This is a genomic window from Paracoccus sanguinis (assembly GCF_900106665.1).
GTDB classification, from domain to species: domain Bacteria; phylum Pseudomonadota; class Alphaproteobacteria; order Rhodobacterales; family Rhodobacteraceae; genus Paracoccus; species Paracoccus panacisoli.
This window is the reverse complement of the sequence record NZ_FNNA01000001.1, coordinates 776,207-789,604: the sequence shown is the minus strand read 5'-3', so window position 1 is coordinate 789,604 and position 13,398 is coordinate 776,207. Positions and strand designations below refer to the sequence as shown.

The window sequence follows — 13,398 nt, the reverse complement described above, 5'->3', positions numbered from 1 at the left end:
GGGGGCGCTGCGGGCCGGGGGCCGCGCCGGAAGTCATCGTCAGTCGCTCGTCTGCCACGCTGCCCCTCGTGCCGTCCGCCCCGCGCCACGTTACGGCGCGGGCCCCTTATGCTTCAACCCGCCGCGGCCCGGCCGGACCCCACGGCGCCCAGATGCGCCGCGAGGATCGCCGGATCGGCGGCCAGCGCGGCGCTGTCGGCGGTCAGCGCCACCTGCCCGCGGGCGAGGATCAGCGCCCGGTCGGTCAGCGCCAGCGCCTGCCGGGCGTGCTGTTCCACGATCACCATCGCCATGCCCTCGGCCCGCAGAGCGGCCAGCACCCCGGCCAGCCCCTGCACGACGACCGGCGCGAGCCCCTCGGTCGGCTCGTCGAGCAGCAGCACCGACGGGTTCAGCATCAGCGCCCGGCCGATGGCGAGCATCTGCTGCTCGCCCCCCGACAGCGTCCCCGCCGGCTGCGCCCGCCGCTCGGCCAGACGCGGAAACAGCGCCTCGACCCGCGCCTGTGTCCAGGGGCCGGGGCGGGCGGTGGCGGTCAGGTTCTCGGCCACGCTGAGCGAACGGAACACCCGCCGCCCCTGCGGCACCCAGCCCAGCCCCGCCGCCGCCCGTGCCTCGGGCGGCAGCGCCGTCAGGTCGCGCCCGCCGAGGGTGATGCGCCCGGCGAAGCGGGTGGTCAGGCCCATGAGGGTTTCGATCAGCGTCGTCTTGCCGGCGCCGTTGCGGCCCAGCACCGCCAGCCCCTCGCCCGGCCCGAGGGTCAGCGAGACCTCGCGCAGCACCTGCACCGCGCCGTAGCCGGCGCCGAGCCCCTCGACGGTGAGCAGGTCAGGCATCGGCGGCCTCGCCCAGATAGACGGCGCGGACGGCGGGATCGGCGGCGATGGCCTCGGGCGGGCCGTCGGCGATGATGCGGCCGGCGGCCATGACTGCGATCCGCTCGGCAAAGGCGAAGACCAGGTCCATGTCGTGCTCGACGAGCAGCACCGAGACGCTGCGCGGCAGCGCCGCGAGGGTGGCGCGCAGCGCCTGCCGCTCGGCCTCGGCCAGCCCGGCGGCAGGTTCGTCGAGCAGCAGCACCGACGGGCCGCCGGCGAGCGCGATGGCAAGCTCGACCAGCCGCTGCTGGCCGTAGCCGAGCTGGCCCGCGGGGCGATCGGCGACCTCGGTCAGCGCGAACTGGCCGAGCAGCGCCGCGGTCTCGGCGGCGCACGCGGCGGCGTCCTGCCGCCCGCGCCGGGCGCGGATGGCGAGCGCGACCGACTCGGCCGGGGTGAGGGTGGGGAAGAGCTGCGCCACCTGGAAGCTGCGCGACAGCCCCGCCTGCGCCCGCGCCGCCGGGCCCGCGCGGGTCACGTCGCGCCCGTCCATCAGGATGCGCCCCCGCGCCGGCCGCAGCGCGCCCGAGAGCAGGTTGACGAGCGTCGTCTTGCCGGCCCCGTTCGGCCCGATCAGCGCCGCCCGCGCGCCGGGAGCGAGGCTGAGGCTCACCCCGTCCGCCGCCCGCACGCCGCCGAAGTCGAGCCCCAGCCCCTGCGTCTCAAGCGCCGCGGTCATGCGCGCCTCCCGCGCAGCACGGCCGCGATCCGCTCGCGCCCGATCAGCACCGCGGCGATGAGCAGCAACCCCATCCAGAACTGCCAGTAGGCCGGCGAGAGCGTCGCCAGCCCGTCCTGCGCCAGCCGGTAGACCAGCGCGCCCAGCAGCCCGCCATAGACCCAGCCGGTGCCGCCGAGCACGAGCACGATCAGCACCTCGGCCGAGCGGTGCAGCGCCACCGCGTCGAGCGAGACGAACATCGTCGTCTGCGCCATCAGCGCCCCCGCCACCCCGGCCATCGCCGCCGACAGCGCATAGACCGCGACGAGGTGCCGCCCGACCGGCACCCCCACCGCCGCCGCCCGCACCGGGTTGTCGCGGATCGCGCTGAGCGCCAGCCCGAAGCCCGAGCCGGTGACGCGGGTGGCGACCAGCACCCCCGCCGCCAGCACCGCCAGCGCATAGGCGTGACCGGTGCGCCCGGCGAGGTCGAACTCGAACCGGCCCAGCAGCGGGGCGGTCAGGATGCCCTGCAACCCGTCCGCGCCGCCGGTCAGCCCGCCCGCGCGGTTCGCCGCCTCATGGACCAGCATCGCCACCGCCAGCGTGACCATCAGCCGCGAGAGGTCCGTGGCCCGCCGCACCAGCAGCGGCCCGGTGACCAGCCCCAGCAGCCCCGCGGCCCCCGCCGCGAGCGCGAGCCCGGTCAGCGGCTCGGCCGTCCAGCGGGTCGAGACGAGGCCCGCCGTGTAGGCGCCGACCCCGAAGAAGGCGCCGTGGCCGAGCGACAGGATGCCCGCGAACCCGAGGATCAGGTCCAGCGACAGCGCGAAGAGGGCGAGGATGGCGATCTCGGTGGCGATCAGGTGGTGGCCGGGCAGCGCGAGGCTCGCCCCCGCGACGAGCCACAGCGCGGCGCGGATCAGGCGCCCGCCGGTCATGCCCGTCCGGCGTGGGCCCGGCGTGGGGGTGCCGATCCTTCTCATACCCGTTCCGGTCATGCCCGCCGCCCCGCAAGTCCCTGCGGGCGCAGCACCAGCGCGGCGATCATGACGAGGTAGATCGTCACCCCTCCCAGCGCCGGCAGGTAGTATTTGCCCGCCGTGTCCGCGACCCCGATCAGCAGCGCGGCCATCAGCGGTCCGGCCAGCCCCTCGGTCCCGCCCACCGCGACGACCATCAGGAACAGCGCCATGAGCCGCAGCGGATAGGCCGGATCGACGCCCATCAGCTCGAGCCCCAGCGCGCCGCCGAGCCCCGCCAGCCCCGAGCCGACCGCGAAGGTGGCGGCAAGGATCGGCCCCGGGTCGATCCCCAGCCCCCGCGCGGCCCGGGGATCGTCCACCGCCGCCCGCAGCCTGTGCCCGAAGCGCGAGCGGACCAGCCCGAGGTGCAGCAGCGCCGCGAGGCCGAGGCAGACGACAATCACGAACAGGCGGTAGCGGCCGATGCCGACCTCGCCCAGCATCATCCGGCCCTGCAGCCACTGGGGCAGGGCGATGAGCTGCGGCTGCGGCCCGACGAGCCAGCTCGTCGCGGCCATGGCGACGTAGACCAGCCCGATCGAGGCCAGCACCTGGTCGAGATGCGGCCTCTGGTAGAGCGGGCGGAAGACCAGCCGCTCGGCCACCCCGCCCGCCACCGCCGCGGCCACGAAAGCGAGCGGCAGCGTGGCGAGAAACGGCACCCCCGCCCGCCCGACGAGCAGCGCGGTGACGTAGCCGCCGAACATGGCAAAGGCCCCGTGCGCGAGGTTGACCACGTTCATCAGCCCCATCGTCACCGAGAGGCCGACGGCGAGGACGAAGAGCAGCATCCCGTAGGCGAGTCCGTCGAAGAGGATGGTGAGCATGGGTGCGTCGGTTGGGGCGGGGCGGACGCGGTGTCATGGCGCAAAGGCTGCGCGGGGGGAAGGGGGGAGGGGGTGGGGAGCGAGCGCCGGAGGGGTGGGGGCCGGAGTGGGGGAAGGGGACGAGTGTGGGGCGGATGCGGGCAGTGCGGGGGAAGGGGGCGAGTGGTGCGCGGGCGCGGGGCGATGCGGTGCGGTGGGTCGTCAGCTTTCGAGGCGGGGGTCGCCGTGGCGGGTGTCGGCTCAAAGCCACCAACGGATGGGGGAGGCGGAAACGGGCGGGTGCGGAGCGCAGCGGGCGGCTGACGTCTCGCGGAGGAACTCATCTATTAGGAGTGTCGGAGGTCTTGGGGAGTGTCCGAGGGCACGATCGTGCCGCCGGGTTCGCTGCCGGTTTCAGACTGAGCACATGACCGGTCGGCTCAGCCGGCGATGGGAGACGCACGTGAGCGGATTTCCCGCTCGAGGCGACCTGTGCCTGATCACCCGCCCTGATCACCTGATCATCGGATCGTCCGATTATCCGATGACGTTCCGTCCCCTCACGTCTCACGCCTCTCTTCCCTTCGTGCCGCTGCCCCGACCCGGCACGGCATCCCAACGACCAAACCGACTCGCGCTCCGGTGACGCATCGTCACACGTCACCCATCCGCCCGCACCATCTGCCCGCCCCGCGCCCGCACCAGCGCCACGCAGCCCCCGCGCCAACACCGCGGCCGGGAGAGTTCCCGACTCCTCACGGGTAATTTTCACCCGTCCCGCGGACCCGACTCGCGGGGCGCGTCGTTGGCCCAGCATGACTCGCACCGCGCTCGCCACTGCCGAGAGTTTTGCCGCCGGATCCTTCGCGATCTCGGCGCTGCTGACGGCGCTGCGGACCTCGACCCTGAGGGGAGAGCTGCATACCGAGCGGGCGGTGCTCGACCGGGCCGGTGTGGCGTTCCAGACGCTGGCGGATGTCGAGCCCGCCGCGCGCGCGAACCTGCTCGGGCCGGTGACTCAGCCCTCGAACCCGGTGCTCTGGGCGCTGCTCGCGGCGGTGATCCTTGCCGCGGTGCTGCACGCCGCACGCCCCCGGCGGGGGCCTGAGCCGGCGCGGCTGCCCGCGATGCAGATCGGCGGCCTGCTGCTCGCCGCGGCCTGGCCCTGGGTGCTGAACCCCGCCCCGCTCGCCGGGCTCGCGCTCGCGGCGCTGTCCTGCGGATTGCTGGTCGCGGGGCTGATCGCCAACGGCCAGCCGACCCGCGACGGCTGGCGCGGGTGGGAGGAGGACGCCGCCGCGCCCCCCGCCCGGCCGCCCGGGGTGGGCGACCTGCCGATGGGGTTCATCGCGGGGTGGGTGCTGATGGCGGCGACCTCGGCGGTGGGGATGTACGTCCACCACCAGTTCGGGCTGGGGGTCGAGCGGTCGGTGCTGCTGGGTCTTCTGCCCGCGGCGCTGCTGGGGGCGTGGGGGCAGCTCGCAATGAACCGGCCGGTCAGCTTCGCGCTGGCGCTGATCTGGGCGATGATCGGCTTTGCCGCCGCCACCGCGGGCGCCAGCATCGTCATCGCCACCGCCTGCGTGCTGGGCATCTCGGCGCTGGCCGTGGTGCTGGTCCGGGTCACGACCTGAGGCGGGGGGCAGGACCGACGCCCCGCCCCCAGCCGGCTCAGACCAGCCGCCCCTCGGGCGAGAGCCGCGTGGCGCCGCCCAGCCACGGGTGCAACGCCGCGGGCAGCTCGACCGAGCCGTCCGCCTGCTGGCCGTTCTCGAGGACCGCGATCAGCGTCCGCCCGACGGCGAGGCCCGAGCCGTTCAGCGTGTGGACGAACTCGGGCTTGCCGCCGCCCTCGGGGCGGTAGCGGGCGTTCATCCGCCGGGCCTGGAAATCGCCGCAGTAGCTGACCGAGGAGATCTCGCGGAAGCGGTCCTGACCCGGCAGCCACGCCTCGATGTCATGGGTGATGCGCGCCCCGAAGCCCATGTCGCCGGTGCAGAGCACGATGGTGCGGTAGGGGATGCCGAGGGCCTCGAGCACCGCCTCGGCGCACCCCGTCATCCGCGCGTGCTCGTCGAGGCCCGAGGCGGCGTCGGTGATCGACACCATCTCGACCTTCTCGAACTGGTGCTGGCGCAGCATCCCGGCCGTGTCGCGCCCGGCGCTGCCGGCTTCCGAGCGGAAGCACTGGGAATGGGCGACCATGCGGCGGGGCAGGGTGGCGGCCTCGACCAGCTCGCCGTTGACGGTGTTGGTCAGCGTCACCTCGGCGGTGGGGATCAGCCACAAGCCCTCGCGGGTCTGATAGCTGTCCTCGCCGAACTTCGGCAGTTGGCCGGTGCCCTCCATCATCTCGGGCAGGACGAGCACCGGGGTCCAGGTTTCGGTCAGCCCGTGGCGGTCGACGTGCAGGTCCAGCATGAACTGCGCGAGCGCCCGGTGGATGCGGGCGACGGCGCCCGACAGCAACACGAAGCGCGCCCCCGACAGCTTGGCGGCGGTGGCGAAATCCATGCCGCAGCGGACGCCCGCGATCTCGAAATGCTCGACGGGAGTGAAGTCGAAGTCGCGCGGCGTGCCCCAGCGGCGCAGCTCGACGTTGTCGCTCTCGTCGGCGCCTTCGGGGACCGAGGGCAGCGGCAGGTTGGGGATGGTCATCAAGAGGTCGCGCAGCTCGCGGTCGAGCGCCTCGGCGGCGGCGCGGCTGGCGGCGACCTCGGCCTTGGTCTCGGCGACCTCGGCGCGCAGACGCTCGAACGCGGCCTCGTCGCCCTTGGCCTTGGCGGCCCCCACCTCCTTGCTGGCGCGGTTCTGGGCAGCCTGCGCGGTTTCGGCGGCGTTGATGCGGGCGCGGCGCTCGGCGTCGAGGGCGAGGATCTGCGGCGAGACGGGCGCCAGCCCCCGGCGCGCCAGCGCGGCGTCGAAGCCGGTCGGGTCGTCGCGGATCACGCGGATGTCGTGCATGGGCTGGTCCTTTCGGCAAGGCAGGGGTGCGCCCCCATAGCCCAGCCGTAGGGGCAGCGGAAGGGTGGCGGCATCGCCGCCGGGGGCGCCGCGGCACCCGCGGTCAGGTGCGGCAGAACATCCCGTAGAGCAGCTTCACCACCCGGGCCGCGCGCGGATCGGCGATGCTGTAGAGCCGCGACTTGCCGTGCGCGCGGCACTGGACGAGCCCATCCTCGCGCAGCCGGGCGAGCTGCTGGCTGACCGTCGCCTGGCGCTGGTCGAGCAGCGCCTCGAGCTCGCCCACGCTGCGCTCGCCCGCGGCGAGGTGGCAGAGGATCATCAGCCGCCCGTCATGGGCGAGCGCCTTGAGCAGCGCCGTCGCCTCGCCCACGCGGCCGGTCAGGTCGCCCTTGTCGGCGTCGGGCGCGGCGCCGTTCGGGGCGCTCGGGTCGAGGCCGTTCGGGTCAAGGCCGGCGGGGGCGGCCCCGTCGCGGGGATCGGGGTCCGCGACCGGCTCGGCCCCGTCGCGGGGGGCGGCTCGCGCGGCGGTGCGGGGGCTGGTGGTCAGGGTCATGGCGCCACCGTTGCGGCGGGGCGGGCCAGCAGCGCCTCGACCTCGGGCCAGAAGTGGCGGGCGCCGGGGTAGCCCTCGATCCGGGCGACCTCGATGCGGTCCTGCAGGATCAGGAAGGTGGGCGTGATCGCCGGGGCGCGGGCGAGCGCCAGCCCGTCGGGCCACGGCCCGTCCACCGGCACGAGCGCCAGCGGCAGGCTGCGCCCGGTCGGGTGGGCGGCGTAGCCGGGCAGGATCTCGCGCTTCCACGCGGTGCAGTAGGGGCAGCCGGCGCGATCGACCATCACCAGCGCCCGGCCGTGGCGCGGCAGGTCGGGGGGCGCCGCGCGGGTCGCCGCGGAGGCCGCCCCGCCCAAGGCGGCTGCGACCGAAAGGCCGAGCGTCCCGATGAAGTTGCGGCGCTGCACGAGGCGGTGTCCTTGCCGGATGATCCGCCAAATCTAGGGCCGGGGCGGTTTTCGCGCAAGGCGGCGGGGCAGGGGCTGGCGTGGCGTCAGGACGCCCGCGGCCCGGTGGCCCCGTGGCGCGTCCGTGCGGCCGCGCCGGGCGGCTCAGCGCCCCGCGAGCTGGCGCTCGATCTCGATCAGCGCCTGCTTGCGCCACAGCCCGCCGGCATAGCCGGTCAGCGTTCCGTCCGCGCCGATGACCCGGTGGCAGGGGATGACGATGGCGATCTGGTTGGCGCCATTGGCCCGTGCCACCGCCCGCGCCGCGGTCGGGCGGCCGATCCGGGCGGCAAGCGCGCCATAGCTGACCGTCTCGCCCGGCGGGATGGTCTGGAGCGCGCGCCAGACCTCGCGCAGAAAGGGGGTGCCGTGCAGTTTCAGCGGCAGGTCGAAGGCCCCGCTCTCGGCGGCGAAATAGCGGCCGAGCTGCGCCTCGGTCGCGTCGGTGACGGGGGTCCGGCCCAGACCGATCCGCCCGCCCGCGCCCGCCGACAGCCGGCGCAGTTCGGCGGCGAGGCCCTTGCGGTCGGTGAACTCGAGCAGGTGGAGGTGCTGCGGGTCGGTGACGGCGATCATCCCGCCCAGCGGCGTGTCGATCCAGTCGGCCAGCAGCCCCGGCTCACCCCCCCGCATCGCCGCGGGCGGGTGACCGAAGAGCCGGGCGAAGGCGTCGCGGAAGCCGCTGGCGCTGTCGAAGCCCGCGTCGAGCTGCGCCGCGATCACCGGGGCGCCGGCCGAGAGCCCGCGCATCCCCTCGCGCAGTCGGGTCTGGCGGGCGAGTTCGAGGAAGGTCATCCCGGCGTGGCGGCGAAAGGCGCGCCGCACCGTCGAGGGGTCGAGGCCCAGCGCCGCCACGTCGGCCTCCGTCCAGCGCCGCCCCGGATCGGCGGCGAGCGCCGCGGTGAGCTGCTGCACGGCGGGATCGGCGGCGGTCTCGGGGCCGGTCGGGTGGCAGCGCCGGCAGGGGCGGAAGCCCGCGGCCATCGCGCCCGCCGGGCTGTCGAACCAGCGGCAGTTCTCGGGCCGCGGTTTGCGCGCCGGGCAGGTCAGGCGGCAGAAGATGCCGGTGGTCGTCACGCCCACCCAGGCGCGGCCCTCATAGGCCGGATCGCGGCGCAGCAGGGCCGCGTGCAGCGTGGCGGGATCGGGGAGGGGGAAGAGGCTGTCCATGCGCCTCACTCTAGCCGATTCGCGCGGCCGCGGGGCCGCGGATCGGGCGCGGCATCCGGCGCGGCGCCGGGCCCGGCCGCCGGACCGGGGCTTTGCCCCGGACCCCAGGATATTTGGGCAAGAAAGAAAGGGGCGGCCTGGACGGGCGCGGTCACCCGAGTGTCGCCAGCATCTCGGCGGCGGCGGCCACGGGGTCGGTGCGGCCGGCGGCGACCTCGGCCCCCAGGCGGCGCAGGGTGGCGGCGGCGGGCTCCTCGGCCAGGCGGGCGAGGAGGCCGGCGCGGACCTCGGCCAGGAACCAGCCTTCGGCCTGCTCGGCCCGGCGGGCGGCGAAGACGCCCTGGGCGCGGCGCCAGTCGGTCAGCGCCTGCATCTCGGCCCAGGCCGCCGTCAGCCCGTCGCCCGCCACCGCCGAGACCGGCAGCGCCTTGGGGAACCCCTCGGGGTCGCCCGCGCGCTTGCGCATCAGCCGCAGCGCGCCGGCATAGTCGGCCACGGTCCGAAGCGCGGTCGGGCGCAGCTCGCCGTCGGCCTTGTTGACGAGGATCAGGTCGGCGATCTCCATGATGCCGCGCTTGACGCCCTGCAGCTCGTCGCCGCCCGCGGGCGCGAGCAGCAGCACGAAGAGGTCGGACATCTCGGCCACCAGCGTCTCGGACTGGCCGACGCCCACCGTCTCGATCAGCACCACGTCATAGCCCGCCGCCTCGGCCAGTCGCACCGTCTCGCGCGTGCGGCGTGCGACGCCGCCGAGTTCGGCCCGGCTGGGCGAGGGGCGGATGAAGGCGGCGGGGTCGCGGCTCAACCGCTCCATCCGGGTCTTGTCGCCGAGGATCGAGCCGCCCGAGCGCGCCGACGAGGGGTCCACCGCCAGCACCGCCACCCGCAGCCCCTGGCCGGTGAGCATCAGCCCGAAGGCCTCGATGAAGGTGGACTTGCCGACCCCGGGGGTGCCCGAGAGCCCGATTCGCAGCGCCTGCCGGTCGGGCAGCGCGGCAAGCAGCGCCACTGCCTCGGCCCGATGGTCGGGGCGGGTGCTCTCGACCAGGGTGATCGCCCGCGCCAGCGCCCGGCGGTCGCCCGCGGCCACGCGCCGGGCGAGCGCCGCGGCCGCGGTGTCGGGCGCGGACACGGGTGCGGGCTCGGGTGCGGGCGGGGCGATCGTCTCGGCTGAGGTGTCGGGCATCGCGGACCTTTGGCGCAGAAAGAGGCGGGGCAAGTGGTAGGCGGCGGGGGGCGGCTTGCCAAGGGTTTGCCGCCTCGGGCCGGGGGCCGGAATGGGGCCGGAACCGCGCGATTCGGGCTTGACGGGGGGGCGGCGCTTGCCTATTCCCCCGCAACGGATTTCCGGGCGCTGCGTCGCGGCGCCCTTTCATTTTCCGGCCCCCGCTTCGGCGTCCATGCCGCATCGGGGCCGGGTGCTGCAACGAAGGAAAACGATCATGTCGCGCGTTTGCGAACTGACCGGCAAGGGGCCGATGACTGGCAACAACGTCAGCCACGCCAACAACAAGACCCGCCGCCGCTTTCTGCCCAACCTGAACGACGTCACCCTGATGTCGGACAAGCTGGGGCAGAGCTATTCGCTGCGGATCTCGGCCGCGGCGCTGCGCTCGGTCGATCACCGCGGCGGGCTCGACGCGTTCCTGGCGAAGGCCAAGGACGACGAGCTGTCGGCCCGCGCGCTGAAGATCAAGCGCGACCTCGCCAAGGCCTGATCCCGACGCCGCTGCGCCGGGGGCCGGCTGGCCCCGGCGCGAGGTGCTCGCGCGGCCCTGTCCCTGACCGGGGGCGGGGTTTTTCGCGTTTTCTGGCCCGGAAGTCCGCCGGCCGGTCCGGGGTGTCCGCGGCGCTGTGCCGCGGCGAGCGGCGGCGCTCTTGGCGCAGCCCCGGCGGCGGGGTAGTCAGAGGGCGATGCCGTTGCTGACCCGCCTTCTGCTGATCTGCGTTCTGGTCGTCACGAGCCTCGGGCTCGGGGCGGCGCGCGGGCAGTTGCGGCTGGGCGGAGAGGTGGTGCTGTGCGCCGGCGGCGCGGTGCTGGTGGTCCAGACCGGCCCGGACGGCGCCCCGGTGCGGCACAGCTCGGTCTGTCCCGACATGGCGCCGCTGTTCCTCGCGGGCTTCGCCGCGCCGCCCCCGGCCCTGCCGCAGCGCGTCGCGCGGGTCGAGCGCCCCGTTGCCGCGCCCGGCCCTGCGGCGGTGGCGCGGTCGATGCCGGGGCCGCAGGCGCGCGGCCCCCCGGTCGCGGCGCGCGCCTGACCGAACCCTCACCTCATTTTCGACTTCAAAGGGACCTCCGATGACCCGGACCTTCCTGACCGCCGCGGCGCTGGCCGCGATCCTGCCCTTCGCCGCGCTGACCTCGGCCGCCACCGCCCAGACGCCCGCCGCCGCCCCCGCCGACCCGTCGGTGCTCACGATCACCGACGCCTATGCCCGCTCGACCAACCCCGACGTGGGCGCGGCGTTCATGACCATCGCCAACGCCGGCACCACCGACTGCCAGCTGACCGGCCTGACCGCCGAGGGCTTCGACGCCCCCGAGCTGCACACCCACCTCGAGGAGGGCGGCGTGATGAAGATGGTCAAGGTCGACGCCATGACCATCCCGGCCGGCGGCACCCACGCGCTTCAGCGCGGCGGCGACCACATCATGCTGATGAAGCCCAAGGCGCCGGTGGCGCAGGGGCAGGTCGTGGCGATGACGCTCGACTTCGGCGCCTGCGGCACGGTGCCGCTGAGCGTCACCATCGACAACAACGCCGGGCCGAAGGGGCCGGCGATGGGGATGGGCGGCATGGGCGGCATGGGCCAGATGCACCACGACCACATGATGCACGGCGGCATGGCCCCCAGCAACTGAGGCCGTCTCGGCCGAACCACGGGCGCGGGTCTGGCGACAGGCCCGCGTTTCGCGTTGCGCCGGTCAGTCCGCCTGAGGGGTGTCGGCGGCAAACAGACCGGGCAGCGCGGCCTCGACGGCGGCGGCGGCAGCCTCGATTCCCGAGGGCGTCAGCGCCGCGACCGGGATCACCGCCCGCTCGTGGGCCTCGTGGCGGGCGCGCTGGCGGCCGTAGCGCGGGTCGTAGTGGTCGGCCATGAGCCCGGCCGCGAGTGCCTCGTAGGCGCCGGCCTGGGCGAGGCGCTGCCAGTCGGCGATCCGCTCGGCCGGTTGCAGCCGGGCGAGGCGGGCGATGGTCGCCTCGACCCGCCCCGGCTCGGCCACCGCGTCGGCATAGGCCTGCGCGGTATAGGCGGCGCGGGCGGCGAGCGGCGCCTCGATCCGCAGCCGCGGCGCGGCGCACAGCGCCTTCCACACCGCGCGGGGCAGGATCAGGTCGCCGATGCGCGAGCTTTCCGCCTCGACCACCACGGGCCGGGCGGGGTCCAGCGCCGACAGCGCCATCGCCAACCGGCTTTCGAACAGCTTCTGCGCGGGCTGCCCGCCGGGCATCGCCCCGAACAGGCTGCCGCGGTGGTTGGCCAGCCCCTCGAGGTCGATCACCTGCACCCCGCGGGCCGCGAGCCGGGCGAGGATCTCGGTCTTGGCCGAGCCGGTGTTGCCGTCGAGGACGGCGACCGGGGCGGGCGAGCCCGCCTCTTCGACCTGCGCGCTGACGAGGGCGCGCCACGCCTTCCACCCACCGTCGAGCCGCGCCGTGCGCCAGCCGATCTGGTCGAGGATGGTGGCGAAGGCGCCGGACCGCTGGCCGCCGCGCCAGCAATAGACGAGCGGGCGCCACGCCCCGTCGCGGTCGGCCAGCGGGCCGGCGACATGGGCGGCGATGTTGGCCGCCGCCAGCGCGCCGCCGATCTTGCGGGCCTGGAACGGCGCCACCTGCTTGTAGATCGTGCCGACCTCGGCCCGCTGGGCGTCGTCCAGCACCGGCAGGTTGATGGCGCCGGGCAGGTGATCCTCGGCGTATTCGCCGGGCGAGCGGGCGTCGATGATGGTGTCGAACCCCGCCGCGGCGAGATCCCCGAGCGCGGCAGGGCGGAACGTGCTCAGCGGCACGGGGTGTCACTCCGTGGGCGGATCAGTAGACGTAGACCGGGGTGCCGACGGGGACCTGGTCGAACAGCGCCATCACCGCCTCGTTGCGCATGCGGATGCAGCCGTTCGAGACCGAGCGCCCGATCGAGCCCGGCTCGGTGGTGCCGTGGATGCGGATCGAGGTGTCGTTGCCGCCGGCGGTGTAGAGATAGAGCGCGCGCGCGCCGAGCGGGTTCTTCGGCCCGCCGGGCATCCCGTCCTTCCACTTGCCGTACTGCTCGGGCTTGCGCTCGATCATCGCGGGGGTGGGCTTCCACGACGGCCACTCGACCTTGCGGCCGATCAGCGCGCGGCCCTTCCACACCAGCTCGTCCTTGCCGACGGCGACGCCGTAGCGGATGGCCCGGCCGGGGGCGACGACGTGGTAGAGGTAGTAGTCGCCCGAGACGACGACGATCGATCCGACCTCGAACCCGTCGCGGATCGGCACCTCGGTCGGCTGCGGATCATAGCCTTTGCCCTTGGCGGGCGGGGTCTTGGCAGAGGATTTCGCGGCGGGCGCGGCCGCGAGCAGGCCGGGGGCGGCCATCAGCGGCAGGGTCAGCATCAGCATCTGGCGGCGGTTCATGCCCCGTTCCTTCTCATGGCCGTTCCTGTCGGAAACGTTTGCCGTCCCGGCTAGCGCGACCGCCGTCCGGGATCAACCCACAGCCGCGTGACGGGGCCACGGCGGTTGCAAAGCGCGGCGCAGATGCCCATCTCGGCGGGGTCGAGGAGCCCGCCATGCCCTGCTGCACCCCCCGCACCGTCGATCTGCCCGCGCCTGCGCCCAGTGCCGCGCGTCCGCGCCGGGCTGCGCGGCGTCCGGCCGCGCTGTGCCGCGGGCAGGGCGACCGGG

At 74.8% G+C, this 13,398-nt stretch carries 15 protein-coding genes; 4 read left to right on the top strand and 11 right to left on the bottom strand.

Annotated elements, in window-relative coordinates; translation table 11 throughout:
• Positions 1-113: 113 nt before the first annotated feature.
• The 4 genes from BLW17_RS03910 to BLW17_RS03895 are packed head-to-tail and all read right to left on the bottom strand — an operon-like array spanning position 114 to position 3,391.
• A complete protein-coding gene (locus BLW17_RS03910; RefSeq protein WP_036732701.1) occupies positions 114-836 on the bottom strand; it encodes an ABC transporter ATP-binding protein in 723 nt (240 codons plus the stop codon).
• A complete protein-coding gene (locus BLW17_RS03905; RefSeq protein ID WP_036732703.1) occupies positions 829-1,557 on the bottom strand; it encodes an ABC transporter ATP-binding protein in 729 nt (242 codons plus the stop codon). The genes BLW17_RS03910 and BLW17_RS03905 overlap by 8 nt, the downstream gene beginning before the upstream one ends.
• Positions 1,554-2,480 carry a branched-chain amino acid ABC transporter permease gene (locus BLW17_RS03900; protein WP_036732705.1) on the bottom strand — a complete coding sequence of 309 codons (927 nt, stop codon included), beginning with the start codon at positions 2,478-2,480 and terminating at the stop codon, positions 1,554-1,556. The genes BLW17_RS03905 and BLW17_RS03900 overlap by 4 nt, the downstream gene beginning before the upstream one ends.
• 56 nt (positions 2,481-2,536) lie before the next feature.
• A complete protein-coding gene (locus BLW17_RS03895) occupies positions 2,537-3,391 on the bottom strand; it encodes a branched-chain amino acid ABC transporter permease (protein ID WP_036732707.1) in 855 nt (284 codons plus the stop codon).
• 794 nt (positions 3,392-4,185) lie between these two features.
• On the opposite strand from BLW17_RS03895, the gene BLW17_RS03890 reads away from it, so the two are divergent.
• Positions 4,186-5,004, top strand: coding sequence for a hypothetical protein (locus BLW17_RS03890; RefSeq protein WP_036736396.1), 819 nt, complete (start codon positions 4,186-4,188; stop codon positions 5,002-5,004).
• A gap of 37 nt (positions 5,005-5,041) precedes the next feature.
• Here BLW17_RS03890 and serS read toward each other — a convergent pair whose 3' ends face one another.
• The 5 genes from serS to meaB form a co-directional block, all read right to left on the bottom strand.
• Complete coding sequence (gene serS, locus BLW17_RS03885; protein WP_036736399.1) at positions 5,042-6,334, bottom strand: serine--tRNA ligase; 1,293 nt, start codon at positions 6,332-6,334, stop codon at positions 5,042-5,044.
• Between the two features lie 103 nt (positions 6,335-6,437).
• Positions 6,438-6,719 (bottom strand): ArsR/SmtB family transcription factor, encoded by a 282-nt coding sequence (locus BLW17_RS18445; RefSeq protein WP_036736404.1) that lies wholly within the window; start codon positions 6,717-6,719, stop codon positions 6,438-6,440.
• A 167-nt stretch (positions 6,720-6,886) separates the two neighbouring features.
• The gene (locus BLW17_RS03875) at positions 6,887-7,297 is read right to left on the bottom strand and encodes a thioredoxin domain-containing protein (protein WP_231572845.1); all 411 of its coding nucleotides are present in this window, start codon (positions 7,295-7,297) and stop codon (positions 6,887-6,889) included.
• A 144-nt stretch (positions 7,298-7,441) separates the two neighbouring features.
• Entirely contained in the window at positions 7,442-8,506 is a 1,065-nt protein-coding gene (locus BLW17_RS03870; protein ID WP_036736402.1) for a bifunctional transcriptional activator/DNA repair enzyme AdaA, read from the bottom strand.
• A gap of 151 nt (positions 8,507-8,657) precedes the next feature.
• A complete protein-coding gene (gene meaB / locus BLW17_RS03865) occupies positions 8,658-9,692 on the bottom strand; it encodes a methylmalonyl Co-A mutase-associated GTPase MeaB (RefSeq protein ID WP_081969263.1) in 1,035 nt (344 codons plus the stop codon).
• A 256-nt stretch (positions 9,693-9,948) separates the two neighbouring features.
• On the opposite strand from meaB, the gene rpmB reads away from it, so the two are divergent.
• The 3 genes from rpmB (at position 9,949) to BLW17_RS03850 (ending at position 11,369) form a co-directional block, all read left to right on the top strand.
• The gene (gene rpmB / locus BLW17_RS03860) at positions 9,949-10,224 is read left to right on the top strand and encodes a 50S ribosomal protein L28 (RefSeq protein WP_036701520.1); all 276 of its coding nucleotides are present in this window, start codon (positions 9,949-9,951) and stop codon (positions 10,222-10,224) included.
• A gap of 202 nt (positions 10,225-10,426) precedes the next feature.
• Positions 10,427-10,765, top strand: coding sequence for a hypothetical protein (locus BLW17_RS03855; protein WP_139305899.1), 339 nt, complete (start codon positions 10,427-10,429; stop codon positions 10,763-10,765).
• A 40-nt stretch (positions 10,766-10,805) separates the two neighbouring features.
• Positions 10,806-11,369, top strand: a complete 564-nt coding sequence (locus tag BLW17_RS03850; protein ID WP_052176343.1) for a copper chaperone PCu(A)C — start codon at positions 10,806-10,808, stop codon at positions 11,367-11,369.
• A gap of 63 nt (positions 11,370-11,432) precedes the next feature.
• Here BLW17_RS03850 and mnmH read toward each other — a convergent pair whose 3' ends face one another.
• A complete protein-coding gene (gene mnmH, locus BLW17_RS03845; RefSeq protein WP_231572769.1) occupies positions 11,433-12,521 on the bottom strand; it encodes a tRNA 2-selenouridine(34) synthase MnmH in 1,089 nt (362 codons plus the stop codon).
• 22 nt (positions 12,522-12,543) lie between these two features.
• Complete coding sequence (locus BLW17_RS03840) at positions 12,544-13,128, bottom strand: L,D-transpeptidase (RefSeq protein ID WP_036701524.1); 585 nt, start codon at positions 13,126-13,128, stop codon at positions 12,544-12,546.
• Positions 13,129-13,398 lie beyond the last annotated feature (270 nt).

Bases quoted from the DNA above. Each gene is read 5' to 3' on its own strand.
- BLW17_RS03910 (WP_036732701.1), bottom strand. From the start codon at position 836: ATGCCTGACCTGCTCACCGTCGAGGGGCTCGGCGCCGGCTACGGCGCG.
- BLW17_RS03905 (WP_036732703.1), bottom strand. From the start codon at position 1,557: ATGACCGCGGCGCTTGAGACGCAGGGGCTGGGGCTCGACTTCGGCGGC.
- BLW17_RS03900 (WP_036732705.1), bottom strand. From the start codon at position 2,480: ATGACCGGCGGGCGCCTGATCCGCGCCGCGCTGTGGCTCGTCGCGGGG.
- BLW17_RS03895 (WP_036732707.1), bottom strand. From the start codon at position 3,391: ATGCTCACCATCCTCTTCGACGGACTCGCCTACGGGATGCTGCTCTTC.
- BLW17_RS03890 (WP_036736396.1), top strand. From the start codon at position 4,186: ATGACTCGCACCGCGCTCGCCACTGCCGAGAGTTTTGCCGCCGGATCC.
- serS (WP_036736399.1), bottom strand. From the start codon at position 6,334: ATGCACGACATCCGCGTGATCCGCGACGACCCGACCGGCTTCGACGCC.
- BLW17_RS03870 (WP_036736402.1), bottom strand. From the start codon at position 8,506: ATGGACAGCCTCTTCCCCCTCCCCGATCCCGCCACGCTGCACGCGGCC.
- meaB (WP_081969263.1), bottom strand. From the start codon at position 9,692: ATGCCCGACACCTCAGCCGAGACGATCGCCCCGCCCGCACCCGAGCCC.
- rpmB (WP_036701520.1), top strand. From the start codon at position 9,949: ATGTCGCGCGTTTGCGAACTGACCGGCAAGGGGCCGATGACTGGCAAC.
- BLW17_RS03850 (WP_052176343.1), top strand. From the start codon at position 10,806: ATGACCCGGACCTTCCTGACCGCCGCGGCGCTGGCCGCGATCCTGCCC.
- BLW17_RS03840 (WP_036701524.1), bottom strand. From the start codon at position 13,128: ATGAACCGCCGCCAGATGCTGATGCTGACCCTGCCGCTGATGGCCGCC.